At 48.3% G+C, this 17,098-nt stretch carries 17 protein-coding genes; 9 read left to right on the top strand and 8 right to left on the bottom strand.

The window, feature by feature from the left end; translation table 11 throughout:
* Positions 1-30: 30 nt before the first annotated feature.
* The 5 genes from BUB81_RS18785 to BUB81_RS18765 are packed head-to-tail and all read right to left on the bottom strand — an operon-like array spanning position 31 to position 3,859.
* Positions 31-744 carry a hypothetical protein gene (locus BUB81_RS18785; protein ID WP_073324903.1) on the bottom strand — a complete coding sequence of 238 codons (714 nt, stop codon included), beginning with the start codon at positions 742-744 and terminating at the stop codon, positions 31-33.
* The gene (locus tag BUB81_RS18780; protein WP_073324902.1) at positions 741-1,487 is read right to left on the bottom strand and encodes an FTR1 family protein; all 747 of its coding nucleotides are present in this window, start codon (positions 1,485-1,487) and stop codon (positions 741-743) included. Before BUB81_RS18780 ends, BUB81_RS18785 begins: the two co-directional genes overlap by 4 nt.
* Positions 1,477-1,830, bottom strand: coding sequence for a cupredoxin domain-containing protein (locus BUB81_RS18775; protein WP_073324901.1), 354 nt, complete (start codon positions 1,828-1,830; stop codon positions 1,477-1,479). The genes BUB81_RS18780 and BUB81_RS18775 overlap by 11 nt, the downstream gene beginning before the upstream one ends.
* Positions 1,824-3,188 (bottom strand): ATP-binding protein, encoded by a 1,365-nt coding sequence (locus BUB81_RS18770; RefSeq protein WP_084526731.1) that lies wholly within the window; start codon positions 3,186-3,188, stop codon positions 1,824-1,826. The genes BUB81_RS18775 and BUB81_RS18770 overlap by 7 nt, the downstream gene beginning before the upstream one ends.
* 8 nt (positions 3,189-3,196) lie before the next feature.
* A complete protein-coding gene (locus BUB81_RS18765; RefSeq protein WP_073324900.1) occupies positions 3,197-3,859 on the bottom strand; it encodes a response regulator in 663 nt (220 codons plus the stop codon).
* A gap of 350 nt (positions 3,860-4,209) precedes the next feature.
* Between BUB81_RS18765 and BUB81_RS18760 the strand changes: the two genes are divergently transcribed.
* Entirely contained in the window at positions 4,210-4,848 is a 639-nt protein-coding gene (locus BUB81_RS18760) for a CPBP family intramembrane glutamic endopeptidase (protein ID WP_245819284.1), read from the top strand.
* A gap of 19 nt (positions 4,849-4,867) precedes the next feature.
* Here the strand turns inward: BUB81_RS18760 and BUB81_RS18755 are convergent, their stop codons facing one another.
* Both BUB81_RS18755 and BUB81_RS18750 read right to left on the bottom strand, forming a co-directional pair.
* A complete protein-coding gene (locus tag BUB81_RS18755) occupies positions 4,868-5,935 on the bottom strand; it encodes a DUF3080 family protein (protein WP_139241637.1) in 1,068 nt (355 codons plus the stop codon).
* Complete coding sequence (locus tag BUB81_RS18750; RefSeq protein WP_084526727.1) at positions 5,920-6,810, bottom strand: fructosamine kinase family protein; 891 nt, start codon at positions 6,808-6,810, stop codon at positions 5,920-5,922. Before BUB81_RS18750 ends, BUB81_RS18755 begins: the two co-directional genes overlap by 16 nt.
* Before the next feature lie 300 nt (positions 6,811-7,110).
* Here BUB81_RS18750 and thrS point away from each other — a divergent pair, with 300 nt between their 5' ends.
* From thrS to BUB81_RS22550, 5 genes are all read left to right on the top strand, one after another.
* Positions 7,111-9,027 carry a threonine--tRNA ligase gene (gene thrS, locus BUB81_RS18745; protein WP_073324897.1) on the top strand — a complete coding sequence of 639 codons (1,917 nt, stop codon included), beginning with the start codon at positions 7,111-7,113 and terminating at the stop codon, positions 9,025-9,027.
* A 131-nt stretch (positions 9,028-9,158) separates the two neighbouring features.
* Positions 9,159-9,698, top strand: coding sequence for a translation initiation factor IF-3 (infC, locus tag BUB81_RS18740; RefSeq protein ID WP_073324896.1), 540 nt, complete (start codon positions 9,159-9,161; stop codon positions 9,696-9,698).
* Between the two features lie 114 nt (positions 9,699-9,812).
* Entirely contained in the window at positions 9,813-10,010 is a 198-nt protein-coding gene (gene rpmI / locus BUB81_RS18735) for a 50S ribosomal protein L35 (protein ID WP_012518091.1), read from the top strand.
* Between the two features lie 18 nt (positions 10,011-10,028).
* On the top strand, positions 10,029-10,385 hold the full coding sequence (gene rplT, locus BUB81_RS18730; RefSeq protein WP_070174515.1) for a 50S ribosomal protein L20: 357 nt from the start codon (positions 10,029-10,031) through the stop codon (positions 10,383-10,385).
* A 412-nt stretch (positions 10,386-10,797) separates the two neighbouring features.
* Complete coding sequence (locus BUB81_RS22550; RefSeq protein WP_370166185.1) at positions 10,798-11,211, top strand: CPBP family glutamic-type intramembrane protease; 414 nt, start codon at positions 10,798-10,800, stop codon at positions 11,209-11,211.
* A 257-nt stretch (positions 11,212-11,468) separates the two neighbouring features.
* Here BUB81_RS22550 and BUB81_RS18715 read toward each other — a convergent pair whose 3' ends face one another.
* The gene (locus tag BUB81_RS18715) at positions 11,469-12,377 is read right to left on the bottom strand and encodes a LysR family transcriptional regulator (protein ID WP_084526725.1); all 909 of its coding nucleotides are present in this window, start codon (positions 12,375-12,377) and stop codon (positions 11,469-11,471) included.
* Positions 12,378-12,468: 91 nt separating this feature from the next.
* On the opposite strand from BUB81_RS18715, the gene BUB81_RS18710 reads away from it, so the two are divergent.
* The 3 genes from BUB81_RS18710 (at position 12,469) to BUB81_RS18700 (ending at position 17,063) form a co-directional block, all read left to right on the top strand.
* On the top strand, positions 12,469-13,557 hold the full coding sequence (locus tag BUB81_RS18710; protein WP_162359884.1) for an efflux RND transporter periplasmic adaptor subunit: 1,089 nt from the start codon (positions 12,469-12,471) through the stop codon (positions 13,555-13,557).
* Positions 13,558-13,559: 2 nt separating this feature from the next.
* On the top strand, positions 13,560-16,625 hold the full coding sequence (locus BUB81_RS18705; protein WP_073324891.1) for an efflux RND transporter permease subunit: 3,066 nt from the start codon (positions 13,560-13,562) through the stop codon (positions 16,623-16,625).
* A gap of 246 nt (positions 16,626-16,871) precedes the next feature.
* Positions 16,872-17,063: a CsbD family protein gene (locus tag BUB81_RS18700; RefSeq protein ID WP_073324890.1), complete on the top strand. Its 192-nt coding sequence runs from the start codon at positions 16,872-16,874 to the stop codon at positions 17,061-17,063.
* Positions 17,064-17,098 lie beyond the last annotated feature (35 nt).

Raw genomic sequence — 17,098 nt, 5'->3', positions numbered from 1 at the left:
AAGGGCTGTTAGCGCGGTACTGTTACCGCGCTAAAACTCATATTCCAGAGAGAAGCGCAGCGAATGATCTTTACTCACACTGTCAATGGCGGCGATAAAACCCAGCTCCCATTTTAACTGGCGACGACTGTCAAATCGCTTGATCCCCATAAACGCAGGGCCTATGCCAACAAAATCGTCCCCGGTGTACAACTCAACTGCAGGCTGCAACAGGGGCATCCATCGATACCGGTATTTTACCCGCAGCTGCGTTTTTAATTCCTGATCAGGTACGTCTCCCCACTCATATACCAGCAGCGTATTCACGGTCAGGCTGGTTTGCCCAATCTCTTTTTCCATTACCAGGCCGGTAGTTACCTCCCAGCGCTTTTCATTGTGGTACTTTTCCACTTCCAGCAAGGTGCCAAAGTCAGCCCAGTACTTGCCTTGCTCGGTCATCATCCAGCGCAGCTCAAACTCATAGCCTTCCAGGCCAAAATCATCGTGTTGTTCATCACGGGAACCGACCGCATAAAACTTAGCAATCACGGTTTCACTTAACGCATGACCAAATGCCAGGCGCTGCAATAACTCGTTTCCATCCTCGTTCTGGCGCGACATAAACCGCCATTCTAACTCGCGCTCGAATGGCAAAATATAAGGGTGGTAGACACGGTCAACCACGCCGTCAGAGGGCTCTGCGACCGAGGGCTGCATGTTGAACAGCAGCGCTACATAAAGAAAAAGGGAAAGTCGTAATCTCATGAAGACGCTCCTTCGGGTGATGAGCGAAATAAAAAATGATGTCGAAGTACCATGCACTGACCCAGCCCAACCAGTGCCAGCCAGGTCAACAGATAAGGTAAGTCTGGTTGGGACTCATAACCCAACAGCGCTTTTAATAAATGGCCGTATTCGCTGGCATCGCTAATGATGACACTGCTGTCCCAAAGCGCAGCCGATTCGTCGATGACACCTGTTTGTTGGAGCAAAGGTATAGCGCCGCTTGCTTGTGCCGCCATAAACAGTACCCACAGGCTTTTCATTGCCAATGTTGTGCGATATGGCGACAACAGCACAACCAGCAGCATTGCCAGGCTCAGGCTAATACCACTGCCCAGCACAGAACCTACTAAAATCCCCGGTAACCGTTCACTGTGACTGCCAAAGGCAAACAGATACAGCATAAAGTCGGCTAAATGCAGGCTGATAACCGGGATGGCGGCAATAATCGCTGCACTGCGATATGCTTTGAAATCGAGGCTCAATAGGGCAAACAGGTAGGCTATTAAGAGCAGGGCTACGGTTAACCATTCATAACCTGCGCCGTCGAAAGTATCGCTTACGCTGTTTCGCAACAGCACCAGGACTGCTGTGGTGATGACCGTGCTCAATAGCAATACAACGAGCGTTTGACGTTGCAGGCGAAACGCCAGCAATAAAAAGCTTATGAGTAAGGCAATCGGCAAGGCATCACGCAGCATCAGGATTACGGTATTAATGAGCATCCGGCACCTCCTCGCCTGGTGGCAGTACAATTACTTCACCCTGAGCGGTAGTAGGGTGATACTGGCCAAAAAACGGATAGCGCCCGGGGGGCAGGGGACCGATGAACAAGTTGGCTTTTGCCTGCCCAAACACCACTTTTTCCCTGTTAAGCGCAAAGCTGTCGAATTCTTCCGGATCATCATCTTCGTTAATAATGATTAGCTTCACTTTTTTGTTGGCTGGCACATAGACTTTGGCTGGATGAAACAAATGGTCTTTAAGGCGAACAACGACTTCGGGTCTGGCTGCCAGAGCATCCTGGCTCAGCACAATCAGCCAAACTGATAACATCAATCTCAGCATAACGTGTCCTGAGATTGTGCTTTGCTGTGCTTTTTAGCATTTGTTGCATCGCTGGCGTGAATAGGCAGGGTCAGGGTGACCAGTAAGCCGCCCAGATGGGATTTACCCAATGCTAACTGGCCGTGATGTAACATCACAACCTGATTGACGATAGCCAGGCCGATACCGCTGCCTGACTGACGTTGCGTCTGCGCGTTTGCCACCCGAAAGAAGGGCGCAAGCACTTTCAGATGATCCTGTTCGGGAATTCCCGGTCCCGAGTCTGCGATCTGAACGGTAATGTCGGTGCCGGTCATCTTCGCAGTCACTTCGATTTCGCCACCCTCTGGTGTGTATTTACTGGCATTACCTATCAGGTTGGACAGCATGGTTTGAAGTGCAAAGGGACTGGCTTGCAAAGTACATGGCTCGCTAACCAGTGAAATAGCCTGCTGTTTTGCGTCAATGGCTTCATACAGATCACTGATAACCTCCTGCAACAGAGACTCTATTTCAACGACGTCTAATTCAGCGTGTGCGGTTTCAGGATTGGTCTGGCTCAACAGTAACAACTGATTGACCACGCGAATCATCCTGTCAGCATCGCGCTGGCATCGGGCAATTTCTTCCTTATTTGGCGCGTCTGAGGCGTGCAGGTTATGTAGATTAATTTTTAATACGCTTAAAGGCGTGCGCAATTCATGCGCCGCGTTAGCAGAAAATAACTGCTCACGCTCAAAGGCCTTATTGAGTCTGATAAACAACGAGTTCAGGGTGTCTATGACGGTTGTTAATTCACTTGGCGTGTTAGGTAGCGCAATAGGCTGCAGGTTATTTCTGGCCTTGTTTTCGAGTTGAATCGATAACGCACTAAGCGGCCGGACGCCGCGATTAACCACCCAGTAAATAAGTACCGCAAGTATCGGAATACTGCCAATGAGTGGTGTCATGGCCGCCAGGATCAGATTTTCAGTCAGGGTGTCTCTGCTGCCCAACGGGTGAGCAACAATAACCACGGTGTTGTTGAGAGGCGCTGTATCGGCTAGCACACGCCAACGATTCCCCAAGAAGTTCTCAGCGCTAAACCCTTTTTTAATTGACGTGATGCGCTTGTCCGGGGCATTGGCTGAACGCATGAGCAAGCGGTCTTGCTGCCATAATTGCCAGGCGACATCCGGAGGGCTTTCTATTTCCATTGTGTTAGAGATGTGATCGACGGGCAAAGAAATTAACGTGCTTGCGATGGCCCTGAGTTCGCCGTCAAACAGTCTGGTCGCGTCTTCCATACTGGCGCGATAGCCCGTAATGGCCGCACTGAACGTAACCAGCACTATCAGCGCGATTAAGAGCCAGGTGACCTGGCGACGAATGGAGTTCATAACGGCGCTTATGGCCCTTTCGGGGTAGTATAACCCACACCACGGATGGTTTTTATGAACTGCTCAGGCAGTTTCTTTCGCAGATTACTGATATGCACTTCGACCGTGTTTGACGCTACTTCATCACCCCATTCATAGAGCTTGTTCTCAAACTGTTGTTTCGACAGCACCCGACCGGCATTTTCCATGAGGATCCGCAGCACCATAAATTCTCTGCGCGGCAAAGCAACCGGCGCGTCGTTTACGGTCACTGAGTGCTCGGCAAGGTCCAGTTCAACGCCGTGGAGCTGAATTCGGCTGGAGGCGACATTGCCGAGCCGGCGCTCCAGTACCCTGAGTCGGGCAAAGAGTTCGGCTATCTCAAAGGGTTTAGGCAGGTAATCATCTGCGCCACCGTCAAGCCCTGAGATTTTGTCATCCATACTGTCGCGGGCGGTTAAAATGAGCACAGGCAGCGAAGCTGATTGTTGGCGAAGTGTTTTCAGTACCTGTAGCCCATCCATGTCGGGCAAACCAAGGTCGAGCACGACGATGTCGGTATCGCCTTGTTTTATTGCAGCCAAAGCGGTTTTGCCCGTATGAACGGTATTTACCGCGTAATTTTGCCTGCGCAAGGAATTTCCTAATGCGTGGGCAAGGGCAAGATCATCTTCGACTAACAGTATATTCATGTGATGCCGTGTAGCATGTGGTAAAAATTGAAATGCAAATTTTCGCACGGTTTCCTTAAGAATATCTTAAGACAGCGATTTACAACAATAACGCGCTGATTTTTATTTAAAAATAATAGGTGATGTCACAAGTCTGCTGCCGCGTAGGCGCTAGCATCAGTATTTTCTAATTTGAATTGCTATGTTTTAACTTGCTGAATTTACTGTTTTTTTACTGGGTTTCTGTGCTGCTTGAAAGTAAACAGTGACTGACATGTCATACCTAAGCCGAATAGCGAGCGTGGTATTTGTAGTGTAAAATTCACACAAGTGTCATCGTTTATTCATCTTTTCGTGGAATTGCATTAATCGTGTCGTCGGGTAAGTTGTGGGCAGAGCTGATTGCTTTGTTTATTTTTGTTCCTCTGTTGTTTCTTGTTGGTATTCAGTATGCCGGCCCTTACCTCATGGCTGCGCTGGTTGTGGTTGGCGCGATCTGCCTATGGTTGTTGCTGGCCGATAGTTCATTCAAACGCTTTCGGTTGTGGAACTGGCAGCATGGTAAACCCCATCTGCTTGCGTCGTTCAAGCTGTTCATTCCCTGGGCATGTTTAACGGCAGTCGTGGTGTACTGGTGGTTGCCAGATGCGTTTTTGCAGTGGCCTGCTGAGCAAACGTCGCTGTGGCTGATGACTCTGGTGTTATACCCGCTGCTGTCGGTAGTGCCTCAGGAAATTATCTATCGCACCTTTTTCTTTCACCGCTATAAGCAAATTTTGCCCTCGCGTTATGTACGTCTTGGGGCCAGCACGCTGTTATTTGGTTTTGCCCATGCAATCTACGGCAACTGGATTGCGGTAGCCGTGTCTGCCGTTGGCGGTGCGGTATTTGGTTTTCGTTACATGCAAAGCCGCTCTACTGCGGTGGTGGTGGTAGAGCACTCGTTGTGGGGCTGCTTCTTGTTCACCATCGGATTTGGCTCATTTTTGTCTATTCAGCACACGTTGTAGCTACAACAGCGTTTGGCACCTATGTTCCGGGTGACATATTGCAGCGCGCCAGAAACGTCTGCCAAACAGTGACATGATTTTTCATCGCCATCTGATACTCAGCAAACTGTTGTGATTGTTCCGCAAGGAACATTTTAAATGCGGGTGGTAATACGGGTGACTGCTGCCAGCTGAGTGATATGGGCTCGAATGCGTAGTGAAACGCGTTGATTCGGCTACCTATAGGCTGAATTTTTTCAATAAAAGACAAGTAAAACACATTGCGAAGAATGGTGGCTGTGTCGTCCGGACGGCCCTGTCCACATGTGAGTGCAGGTAATAAAGTGTCGAGCTGTTGGGTAATGACAGGTAGTCCATTTGCCAGCTGTTGTGCCGCAAACCAGACACTGGCAGGCAAACGCAGCAGTGCCAATTGTTGCAGGTGAGTCTCCAGTCGCGCGTCTTGCAGCGCATTGCCATCACCGTACTGATTCAATTGCTTCAGGCTGGCCACCTGGCCTGTAATATCCAGGTCATGGCCATTAAGCAGGCCGGGCAGTGGGCGGCCGAAAGCCTGTTTAGTTTCGTCGCTCAATGTCAGCATGTTGCTCCAGTGTAGTGCATAGTCTGCTGACTTGACCTTGAGCCACTCTTGCATGGTGGTCAATTGCCCCTCACGGTTTTCCAGGTCCTCCCCCGACTGCTGATAAAACGCAATACACTGCTCAAGCGCCTCAATTAACTGATATTCATACCGCAATCGAACCGAATAAGCCTGTACTTTTCCCAGTGCTGTATTGCGTTCTGCGACCAGGCTGCCAAGTTCACAGGTTTGGATGTTGTATAAATCGGTCAGGTCAATTTCGATGCCTTCGGGCTGCAGTAGCAGGTCGTTGCGAGCGGGGTAAGAAAGTGGTGCCCGTGATGGAAGCGCAGGCATAGTGGTATCGAGCGTGCGCGATAGTCTGGCGTGATAATCGTCGAGTTGCTCTGCAGTGTTCTGTGGTGAACACCCTGAAAGCCATAGCAATAAGCACAGACACAACACGCGTAAGACGCACGACAGGGGGAGAGTGGTTCGGGAGTAATGGGTTACAACTGTTGGCAAATCTGAAGTACGTCCTGTTGTGCGGTGGTTAAGTACTGACCGCCAAATAATACGGCATGATTCAGTATGTGGTAAAGCTGATAGAGTTTACGACGGGATGCGTAGTCTGGATCTAATGCCCACGTAGCCTGATAACCGTCGTAAAAGGCTTGTGGTAACCGGCCAAACAGTTCGGTCATGGCGATATCTGTCTCCCGGTCGCCAATGTACACGGCGGGGTCGAATATAACGGGCTGTTGGTGAGAAAACCCGATATTGCCGTGCCACAAATCGCCATGCACCAGCGAGGGCAGGGGCTGGTGGTGTTGCAGGTACTGATGAATGCGCGTAACGCACACGTCAATATTGCACCATTTATGGCCTTTAGCGGCGAGCTGCTCCAGCATCACACCTACACGAAATTCAGCGTAAAACTGCGCCCAACTGGAAACAAATTCATTCATTTGCAGGCTTTGACCGATGAAGTTGTTGCGGTGCCAGCCGAAGCGGTTTGTGGTGGGCGCCCGATGCAAGGTGGCAAGTTGTTCACCGCAAGCTTGCCACAGCGTACTGCTAGCGTGGTGCATTTTAAAGTATTGCAACACCAGGTATTCATGCAACGCGCCGTTTTCTTCAATGACGCCATGACAAATCACGGCGGGTACTGTTATGCAGCCTGTGTTAGCCAATGCTGTTAACCCATCGGACTCGGCGTCGAGGGCCATGTCATTGGCGTGTTCCATGGTGCGGTATTTTACAAAGTACCGGCGTGCGTCATCGCGAATCATCACACTCTGGTGAGAGTCGCCACCGTGCAGCACTTGTCGATGTTGGCACACAAACAAATGACCGGTTACTTCAGATATGGTTTCACTGATAAATTGCCACATTTGCATGCGATGTCAGAGGACGTACATTGAGTATGGAAGATATTGTTGCCTTTGCCAGTTTACCCGCCGTATTTTTTGGGAATTTACACGCATGCTGAATTGCAGATGATGGCAGCAATACATCAGAAAAGCCCGACACAAAATGTTATTTCGCTTTTAGTCGTTGCATGAAAGAGTCTAGACGTTATAATCCGAGCACAAAGGGGAGTGTAGCCCCATTCATGCACCCATTCTCAGGGTGTTTTTTTATGACTAAAAACAAACACAAGTGGCACAGAGTAGGTGTCACCACTGTAAGGACGATTCATGCCTGTTATTACTCTTCCTGATGGAAGTCAGCGTACTTTCGACAACCCTGTTTCTGTATTAGATGTTGCCGCCGATATCGGCCCTGGTCTGGCAAAAGCGACCATTGCCGGTCGTGTAAACGGCGAGCGTGTTGACGCGTGCGACGTTATTGAGTCTGACGCTGCGTTAGAAATCATCACCGCAAAAGATGAAGATGGTCTCGAGATTATCCGTCACAGCTGTGCACACTTAATTGGTCACGCGATCAAACAGCTATGGCCTGATGCGAAAATGGCGATTGGGCCGACTATCGACAATGGTTTCTATTACGATGTCGATATGGAGCACAGCCTGACCCAGGAAGACCTGCAGAAGCTTGAAAAGCGTATGCTGGAACTGGCAAAAACGAACTACGATGTGGTTAAGAAAAACGTAAGCTGGCAGGAAGCGCGAGATACGTTTGAAGCCCGCGGCGAAACCTACAAAATTGAGATCCTCGACGAGAATATTCCGAAGGACTCTTTCCCGGGGCTGTATCACCACGAAGAATACATCGATATGTGTCGTGGTCCTCACGTACCGAACATGAAGTTCTGTCAGCACTTTAAATTAATGAAAGTGGCAGGCGCATACTGGCGTGGTAACAGCGACAATAAAATGTTGCAGCGTATCTACGGCACAGCGTGGGCAGATAAGAAGCAACTTAAAGCGTATTTGCAGCGCCTGGAAGAAGCGGAAAAGCGTGACCACCGTAAAATTGGTAAAACGCTGGATCTGTTCCACTGGCAAGAAGAAGCGCCAGGCATGGTGTTCTGGCACAACGATGGCTGGTCGGTTTACACCGAGCTGGAAAAATTTGTACGTAACATGCTGCGCAAGTACAGCTATGACGAAGTAAAAGGCCCGTTGATGATGGACCGTGTGCTGTGGGAGAAATCCGGGCACTGGGACAAGTACGCAGAAAACATGTTCACGACGGAATCAGAAAAGCGTGAATATGCGATTAAGCCCATGAACTGCCCGGGTCACGTGCAGATCTTTAACCAGGGGTTGAAGTCTTACCGCGACCTGCCATTGCGTATGGCGGAATTTGGTTGTTGTCACCGTAACGAACCCTCTGGTGCCTTGCACGGCCTGATGCGCGTCCGTGGCTTCACCCAGGATGATGCGCATATCTTCTGTACCGAAGAGCAAATGCTGGATGAAGTGTGCAGCTGTATCGATATGATTTACGACGCATACCGCACGTTTGGTTTTGAAAAGATCGAAGTAAAACTGTCTACCCGCCCTGAAAAGCGTGTAGGTAGTGACGAGATTTGGGACAAGGCAGAAATAGCCCTGGCAGACGCGCTTAACAGCAAAGACATTGAATTCAAGTACTTGCCTGGTGAAGGTGCGTTCTACGGTCCGAAGATTGAGTTTACCCTGTACGACTGTCTGGATCGTGCATGGCAGTGCGGTACCGTTCAGGCTGACTTCTCAATGCCTGGTCGCTTAGGGTCGACTTACGTTGCAGAAGATGGCGAGCGCAAAGTACCGGTAATGATTCACCGTGCGGTGCTGGGCTCACTGGAGCGTTTCATCGGTATTCTTACTGAAGAATACGCGGGCTTCTTCCCGCTTTGGTTGGCGCCTAAGCAAATGATGGTAATGAATATTACTGACAAACAAGCTGAATACGCCGAGCAAATCGTGGAAAAACTGCAAGCGCAAGGGTTCCGTGCGAAGTCTGACTTGAGAAATGAGAAGATAGGCTTTAAAATTCGTGAACATACGCTTAAACGCGTACCTTACATGCTGGTGGTCGGTGACAAAGAGATGGAATCGGGTCAGGTGGCTGTGCGTTCTCGCCGGGGTGAAGACCTGGGCAGTATGCCAATTGATGCCTTTATTAGCCTGGCGAACGAAGAAATCGCTGGAAAAACCATCAAATAACGGTATACTCGCGCACTACATTTGTGGCGCGCGTTTTCGTTGGCTACAGCAAAAATATAAGTGTCTGGTTTACAAGAGATTTTTAAATATATTAAACCAGGTGAAGATTAAAGAAGTTGGAGGATTAGCACATTAAAGGCGCTAACAATAAGGCTCAGGGCGATAAAGCCCGAATTAATGATGAAATTACGGCAAGAGAAGTTCGCTTAATCGGCGCGGACGGAAGTCAGGTAGGAGTGGTAACGCTTAACGAAGCACTCAACTCCGCCGAGCAAGCCAGTTTGGATCTTGTTGAGATTAGTCCTAATGCTGAGCCGCCAGTCTGTAAAGTTATGGACTATGGCAAATTCCTCTTTGAAAAAAGTAAAGCTCAGAAAGAGCAGAAGAAAAAACAGAAGCAAATTCAGGTCAAGGAGATTAAATTTCGCCCTGGCACTGATGAAGGCGATTACCAGGTAAAACTGCGCAACCTGCGTCGCTTTCTGGAAGGTGGCGATAAAGCCAAAGTTACGATCCGTTTCCGCGGACGTGAAATGGCTCACCAAGAGATCGGCATTGAGCTGCTGAATCGCGTTAAAGGCGATTTGGAAGACATTGCCAACTGTGAGTCTTTCCCTCGTAGAGTGGAAGGCCGTCAGATGATCATGGTGCTCGCCCCACTTAAGAAGTAGTAGTGGTTTAAAGTTTTTGGGAATCTGCACCCCAAAACACCCTGCTGCAAATATTAACCGGTGGAAAGGTGACTGCACACCCCATACCGATATTAACAATGCGGAGTTTTAGCAATGCCTAAAATGAAAACTGTTAGTGGTGCTGCCAAACGTTTTAAGAAAACTGGTTCAGGCCGCTTCAAAAGCAAACAGTCTCACTTACGTCACATTCTGACTAAGAAGAGCTCTAAGCGTAAACGTCACTTACGTGGCAAAAAACTGGTTCATGACTCTGATACTAAATTAGTACAGCGCATGCTGCCTTACGTTTAAGTTTGAGGAGACTGAATAATGGCTAGAGTAAAACGCGGCACGATCGCACGTGCACGTCACAAAAAAGTTTTAAAACAAGCTAAAGGTTATTACGGTGCTCGTTCACGCGTTTATCGCGTAGCGGTACAGGCTGTAACTAAAGCTGGTCAATATGCTTATCGCGACCGTCGTCAGCGCAAGCGTCAATTCCGTCAACTGTGGATTGCACGTATCAACGCTGCGGCTCGTCAAAATGGCATGTCATACAGCCGTTTCATCAACGGTCTGAAGAAAGCGTCTGTTGAAATCGATCGTAAGATCCTTGCCGACATCGCAGTACATGACAAAGCGGCTTTCAGCGCATTAGTCGACGCGGCTAAAGGCGCATTAGCTTAATTATTAACTAATTAAGTTTAAGTTCTTTCGGAAAACGGCGAGCAGGATGCTCGCCGTTTTTCGTTTCAGCCTGTTATTTTTAAAAATACTAGACTTCTGGTTTTCACTGTTATTCGCCTGCTCGTCGCTAAAGAGTAAATTGTGGAAAAGTTTGATCTGATTAACATCAAAAAAGCGCTTGCAAATGCGAAACAATCTCAGTTTGAATAAGGGCATTACAGGAGCAGGCTACTAGTCACTCTTATCGAGATTGGTAAACACGAACTGCTTCCGAGGGGCACAGCCCGGATTATAGCTATATGTTTGTGCGGCTTAACGATGAGTGCTTCTTTTTGAGGAACTAAGAGTGGAGAGGGTAACAATCACATTAATAAAAGATGTCTTCTACTTTACCTTACTCGCGTTCTTGTCTATGAAATTAAGCATATTATGTATGCTCGTTTTCACGGATTTTACTACGGCTGAGTCAGTAGATTATTCGAGCCTTTTAGTGCAAGAACGAAAAACGCATTTCGTGCATCTTTTATATCTTGTCTTTTTCAGCCCAATATTGGAGACATTAATATTTTGCGTCTTTATTTATTCCGTTTGCCAGCGGATAACGGAGAATAAATACATTTTTATACTGTGTAGTACCCTCACTTTTTCAACATTTCATTTAGTGAAAGAGGGCCACATTGGTTTCATATTGTTATACACCTCTTTTGGTGGTTTATTGTTCTCTTACAATTACCAGAAACAAATAAGACGACATGGAAAGTCGATTGCAATTGGAACTACCTTATTTATTCACGCAGCGGCAAATTTGGCTGTAAATTTTGTCTAGCAAAAGAGCACAGCATCCGCTTCAAGGCTAGTGCGAGGGCTCAGAGGCAAAACAGGTGTTAGAGGAAGTATGCCTGAAAGTACCCACCCGTCTTTACACAAAGAGCAACCCTCATTTACTCTTTAAAATTGTCTGAACACCATTACACAACAGGTTTTACTGGGACGTTAAAGTTGAGATACCAACTGAGCAGGTTTACAAAATGGCTGCTGCATACAGAAAACTACCGACCTAATAGTACTGTTGCTCAATATATTTTAACTACCTTCTCCCTTTGACTCGGTTTGCAGCCTTAATTGTTCCCAAAGAAAATCACTGACCGGGCCAGATTGTTGGCCCAGCTTACGCACTGCGCTTATTTCACCGCGAATGCTGCAGGTTACGTCGCTCAATTTGAGCGCAAATAACTCGCCTGATGCTAACTCATCGGCAACCTTATCGCGAGGAATATAACCCCATCCCGCGCCTTTCATGAGCAGGGCTTTTTGGGTGTCGCTGTCGTTTGAACGAATGGTAAAAGCCGGCACCACGCCCATCATTTTTTCGATATTGATATCTATATCGAAGGCTTGCGGCATTAAAAGTGGAATGTCGTGCAGGTGACTGGAATGGTCAGGCTCGCCGTTTAAATTTCTCAGGCAGTTAACATGCATCACGGCTACGACTTCGAATTGGCCAAACGGCAGAGTTTCAAATGTCGCTAACTCGTGAAAATTGTGCATCCATGGGGTAATGGCAACGTCGGCATCACCGTCTACAACACGTTGCAGAGCACCAAGCCTGGCTACGGAACTCAAATATAACTCGGTGTGAGGGTAGGCGCGTTGTGTATTTATTACCGCATCATAAATCGGAAGTTGCTGACAAATCGTATCATATACCAACTCGACCTTGCGTTCGTGATCACGACTCAGGTGTTCTGCCAGACCGGTTAAATCGGATTGTTTGCGCAGCAGGTACCGGCAGTGTGGCAACATGCGGATGCCATCTTGGGTTAATTGCAGGCGGTTCCCGCTTTTTTGCAATAAACTAAGGTTAAATTCGTCTTGTAAACGCTTTATAGCAATAGAAATGGCAGGCTGAGTTTTGTGCAAGTGCTCGGCAGCCCGGGCAATACTGCCCAAATCGGCTACCGTAACAAACATCCGTAATTGTTCCAGGGTCATAAATTAAATTTAATATATAGCTAAAATAGATTAAATATTATTTTGGTATGGATTGGCGTATATTGCCAGCATTAGCTTAAGGAGAATGTGTGTGATTCAAAAATTTCATGTTCAGTTCAGTACACTGGTACTACTGATAAGCGTGTTGGCAGGCTGCGGTGGACAAGCTGAGGTCTCGCAATCCACAGGCGACCAAACCAAATTGGTAAAAGCAATCACACTGACACTGGGGGACAGCGGTGGCTATCGCGAGTTTCCCGCCGTGGTTGAAGCCAGCGAGGATGCAACACTGGCGTTTCGCGTTTCCGGAGAACTGTCTGAGTTGCTAGTCACTTCAGGACAATTGGTTGAAACCGGTCAACTGCTGGCAAAACTGGATCCCACTGATTATCAAATAGCGGTCGATCAGGCGCAGGCGAATTACGACCTAGCGAAAGTACAATACGATCGCGCAAAGACACTGGTAGAGAAGCAGTTGGCGTCTAAAGCTGGATTTGATGAAGCCAACGCGCAGTTGCAGGTTGCTGCAGCAGCGTTAAAGTCAGCGAAGACGAATCTGGCTTATACAGAGTTACACGCGCCTTTTAGCGGTCAGGTTGCTCAGCGTTTTGTTGAAAACTTCGAGAGTATTACCGCGCAACAGCCGGTCTTTTCACTGCAGAAAAATACGGTAGTGGATGTGGCCATACAAATACCGGAAGACTTACTGTCGAACCTGGATAAAGAAGCAAACTACAGTCCTGAAGTACGTTTTGATACTCATCCCGATGAAGTGTTTCGCGCTACGTTAAAAGAATATGATGCCGATGCTGATCCGGCTACCAACACCTACAAAGTGGTATTTCAACTGCGTCGTCCAGACAGTTTTAATGTGTTCCCGGGCATGTCAGCAACAGTGAGAGCGCAACTCGACGAAGTGATGAAAGTGAAAAGCGGTGGCTGGAATGTACCGTCGTCAGCGGTTTTTGCTGATGCGGAAAATGCGCAGCAAAGCTACGTGTTCGTGATCCAGGATGACATGACCCTTGAAAAGCGCGCGGTCACCTTAGGCGGTATCACCGATCAGGGCTTCAAGGTGGTGAGTGGGCTTTCCACTTCAGAAAAAATAGTGGCGGCCGGTGTGCATCGTCTTAGCGCCGGTGATACGGTCAGAATCTGGCAGAAAGAACGGGGGCTGTAGCCGTGAATATAGCCAGTTATTTTGTTAACAACCGGACGTCCAGCTGGATGGTTACGCTTATCCTGTTGTTAGGTGGGTTAATTGCATTTTTAAATTTAGGCCGTTTGGAAGACCCGCAATTTACCATTAAACAAGCCATGGTGATCACAGTATATCCAGGTGCTTCGCCTACCCAGGTTGAAGAAGAAGTTACGTACCCCATTGAAAATGCAATTCAACAACTGCCTTACGTAGACAATATCAAGTCCATTTCTACGGCCGGAAAATCGCAGATCACGGTAGAAATGAAAAGCATCTACCGCAAAGATGACCTGCGCGGTATCTGGGAAGAGATGCGTCGCAAAATTAATGACCTGACGCCGTCTTTGCCGTCTGGTGTTTACCCGCCCAAGATCATTGACGATTTTGCCGATGTGTACGGCATGCTTATCGCGGTTACAGGTGATGGATACCAGTACAAGGACATCAACGATTATGTGGATTTTCTGAAGCGTGAGTTGGTTTTAGTCGATGGCGTAGGCAAAGTCAGTGTACAAGGTGAGCAGGAAGAGCAGGTATTTGTGGAGATTTCCCGTTCAAAAATTGTTTCATTGGGTATCAGTCCAAGTCGCATTAGTTCTTTGCTGGTCACACAAAACCAGGTATCGAATGCCGGCAAAGTTAAAATTGGCGATGAATACATTCGCATTAACCCTACTGGCGAATTCGAATCTGTTGAAGAGCTTGAAAACCTGCTTATTAGCCAGGCGGGCGCATCTGAGCGTATTTACCTTGGCGATGTTGCGCGCGTGTATCGCGGCTACGAAGAGGTGCCGGACAATTTAATTCACTACGGTGGCCATCGGGCTTTATTGCTGGGCATATCCTTCGCCGACGGGGTGAATGTTGTTGAAGTGGGCGAGCGTATTCAGCAACGCATGCAAGCATTGGAATACATGCGTCCTGTTGGCATGGATACCGACTTCATTTACAACCAGCCGGTTGAAGTTGATAAATCCGTACATGGTTTTATTTTAAACCTGGCCGAAGCGGTGGGCATTGTTATTGTGGTACTGCTGTTGTTCATGGGCATAAAGTCAGGCTTGTTAATTGGCCTTATCCTGCTATTGACCGTGTTAGGCACCTTTATCTTCATGCAGCAGATGGATATAAACCTACAGCGTATTTCGCTAGGGGCGCTGATCATTGCGCTTGGGATGCTGGTCGATAATGCCATTGTGGTAACCGAAGGGATACTGATAGCCATGAAACGTGGCTTAAACAAGCGCGAGGCAGCTGCTCAGGTGGTGAGTCAGAATATGTGGCCACTGCTGGGCGCAACGGTGATTGCTATTATTGCGTTTGCGCCTATCGGTTTGTCCAGCGATGCCACGGGAGAATTTGCTGGTAGCTTATTCTGGGTGTTGTTTGTGAGTTTATTGCTCAGTTGGATCACGGCGATAACGCTTACGCCTTTTTTCGCCACCTTGTTATTTAAAGACGATGCCAAAGCAGACAGTAGCGAACTGAAAGACAGCGAAGACATCTACAAAGGCGTTATATTCGATGTGTTTAGCGGTATTCTGGGTTTCGCGTTGCGCTGGCGAGTGTTGACTGTGGTTACCATGGTGGGCCTGTTAGTCAGTGCGGTCATTGCGTTTGGCCAGGTAAAGCAGGCGTTTTTCCCGCCTTCAACTACGCCGATGTTTCTGGTTGACGTGTGGCATAAAGCCGGCACCGACATTCGGGTTAATGCGGAAAAAATGGGGATTATCGAAGCCCATATGCTTGAGCAGGATGGCGTCGAGGAAGTGACAACGACCGTGGGGCAGGGGCTGCCGCGTTTCATGCTTACCTATAAAACGGAAAAAAGCTATCCGACCTACGCGCAGCTAGTGATCAGAATGCAGGATGGTGAGTCACTGGAAGCGCAATTGCCGAAACTGCGCGATTATATGGAAACTGAACACGGCGAAATGTTCTATAAGATAAAGCGTCTTGAAATTGGTCCGTCTACGGATGCCAAAATCGAAGCGCGCTTTAGTGGGCCGGATCCACAGGTGTTGCGACAATTGGCTTCAGAAGCAAAGCGCGTGCTGGAGTCTGATCCAGGTGCACGCAATATCCGTGACAACTGGCGTCAGCAAACCAAGGTAATTCGCCCGGTATTTAACGAAGCCGCAGCGCGTCGTGTTGGTATCAGCAAAGCTGATCTGGATAACCTGTTGCTTACCAGCTTCAGCGGCGCGCAAATTGGCGTGTACCGCGATGGCACGGACTTGCTACCTATTATCAGCCGCCCGCCACCGGAAGAGCGCCTGACCGCAGACAATCTGGAGAATCTGCAGATATTCTCATCGACGGCACAACAGTTTATTCCAATTACCCAAATCGTGCGTAAGTTCGATGTGGTGTGGGAAGACCCGATTATCATGCGCAGAGACAGAAAGCGTACGCTTACGGTAATGGCCGATCACGATATTCTGGGCAGTGAAACCGCAGCTAAGTTGTTCTCTCGCGTTCGCGGTGAAATTGAAGCCATTCCACTTCCGGTGGGTTATGAGCTGGAGTGGGGCGGTGAATTTGAAGCCTCGACGAAAGCGCAAAAGGCTATCTTTGGTTCGCTGCCGGTGGGTTACCTGATCATGTTTATTACAACGGTATTGTTGTTTGCCTCAGCCAGAACAGCGGGGATTATCTGGGCTTGTATTCCATTAGCGCTGATTGGCGTAAGCTATGGCTTACTGATGACCGGCGCACCGTTTGGCTTTATGGCGCTGCTCGGGTTTTTAAGCCTGTCGGGCATGATCATCAAAAACGGTATTGTTCTGGTTGAGCAGGTGAAACTTGAACTGGAAGAGGGCAAAGCGCCGTATTCTGCGCTGTTTCATGCAACATTGAGTAGGGTGAGACCGGTTTGTATGGCGGCCATCACGACTATCCTAGGTATGATACCGCTGTTGTTTGATGACTTCTTTGCCAGCATGGCTGTGGTGATCATGTTTGGTCTGGGCTTTGCTACCTTGCTTACGCTGGTCTTTGTGCCCGTACTGTATAGCCTGGTGTTTAAAATAAAGCCTGCGCACTAACACGTTGTTCTGGAAGCAGCCCGGCCTGATTTGTCACGCCGGGCTTTTTTGTAACTCTTTCACTGGCTGTGAGAACAATACAGAGTGCTGAAATACGCTTTTTTGTAAGTTTATGATTTTAATGAATTATACGGTTGGTATGCGTTTCGCATTATCTACTGTGAGCGCAAGACAATTGCGCGATGCCTGAATAGTTTTCTGTTTCGGTTGCAGGCATTTTTACTTCATTAGATAAAGGAGCGGACAATGAATACTGATATTGCTAAAGGTAAGTGGACACAACTGACTGGTAAAGTGAAAGAAAAGTGGGGTAAGCTCACCGATGACGAAGTAGAGCAAATGGAAGGTAAGTTCGAAGTCTTTTACGGCAAAATGCAGGAAAGATATGGCATGAGCAGGGAAAAGGCGCGCCGTGAGTTTGATGCCTTACAGGCCTAAGTTTTAAGGTAGCCCCTCAGCAACACTGAGGGGCT

Origin of the sequence: Marisediminitalea aggregata (genome assembly GCF_900129565.1) — a bacterium.
Lineage (GTDB): Bacteria > Pseudomonadota > Gammaproteobacteria > Enterobacterales > Alteromonadaceae > Alteromonas > Alteromonas aggregata.
The sequence above is the reverse complement of the archived record's forward strand: the minus strand, read 5'-3'. Positions and strand labels throughout refer to the sequence as shown.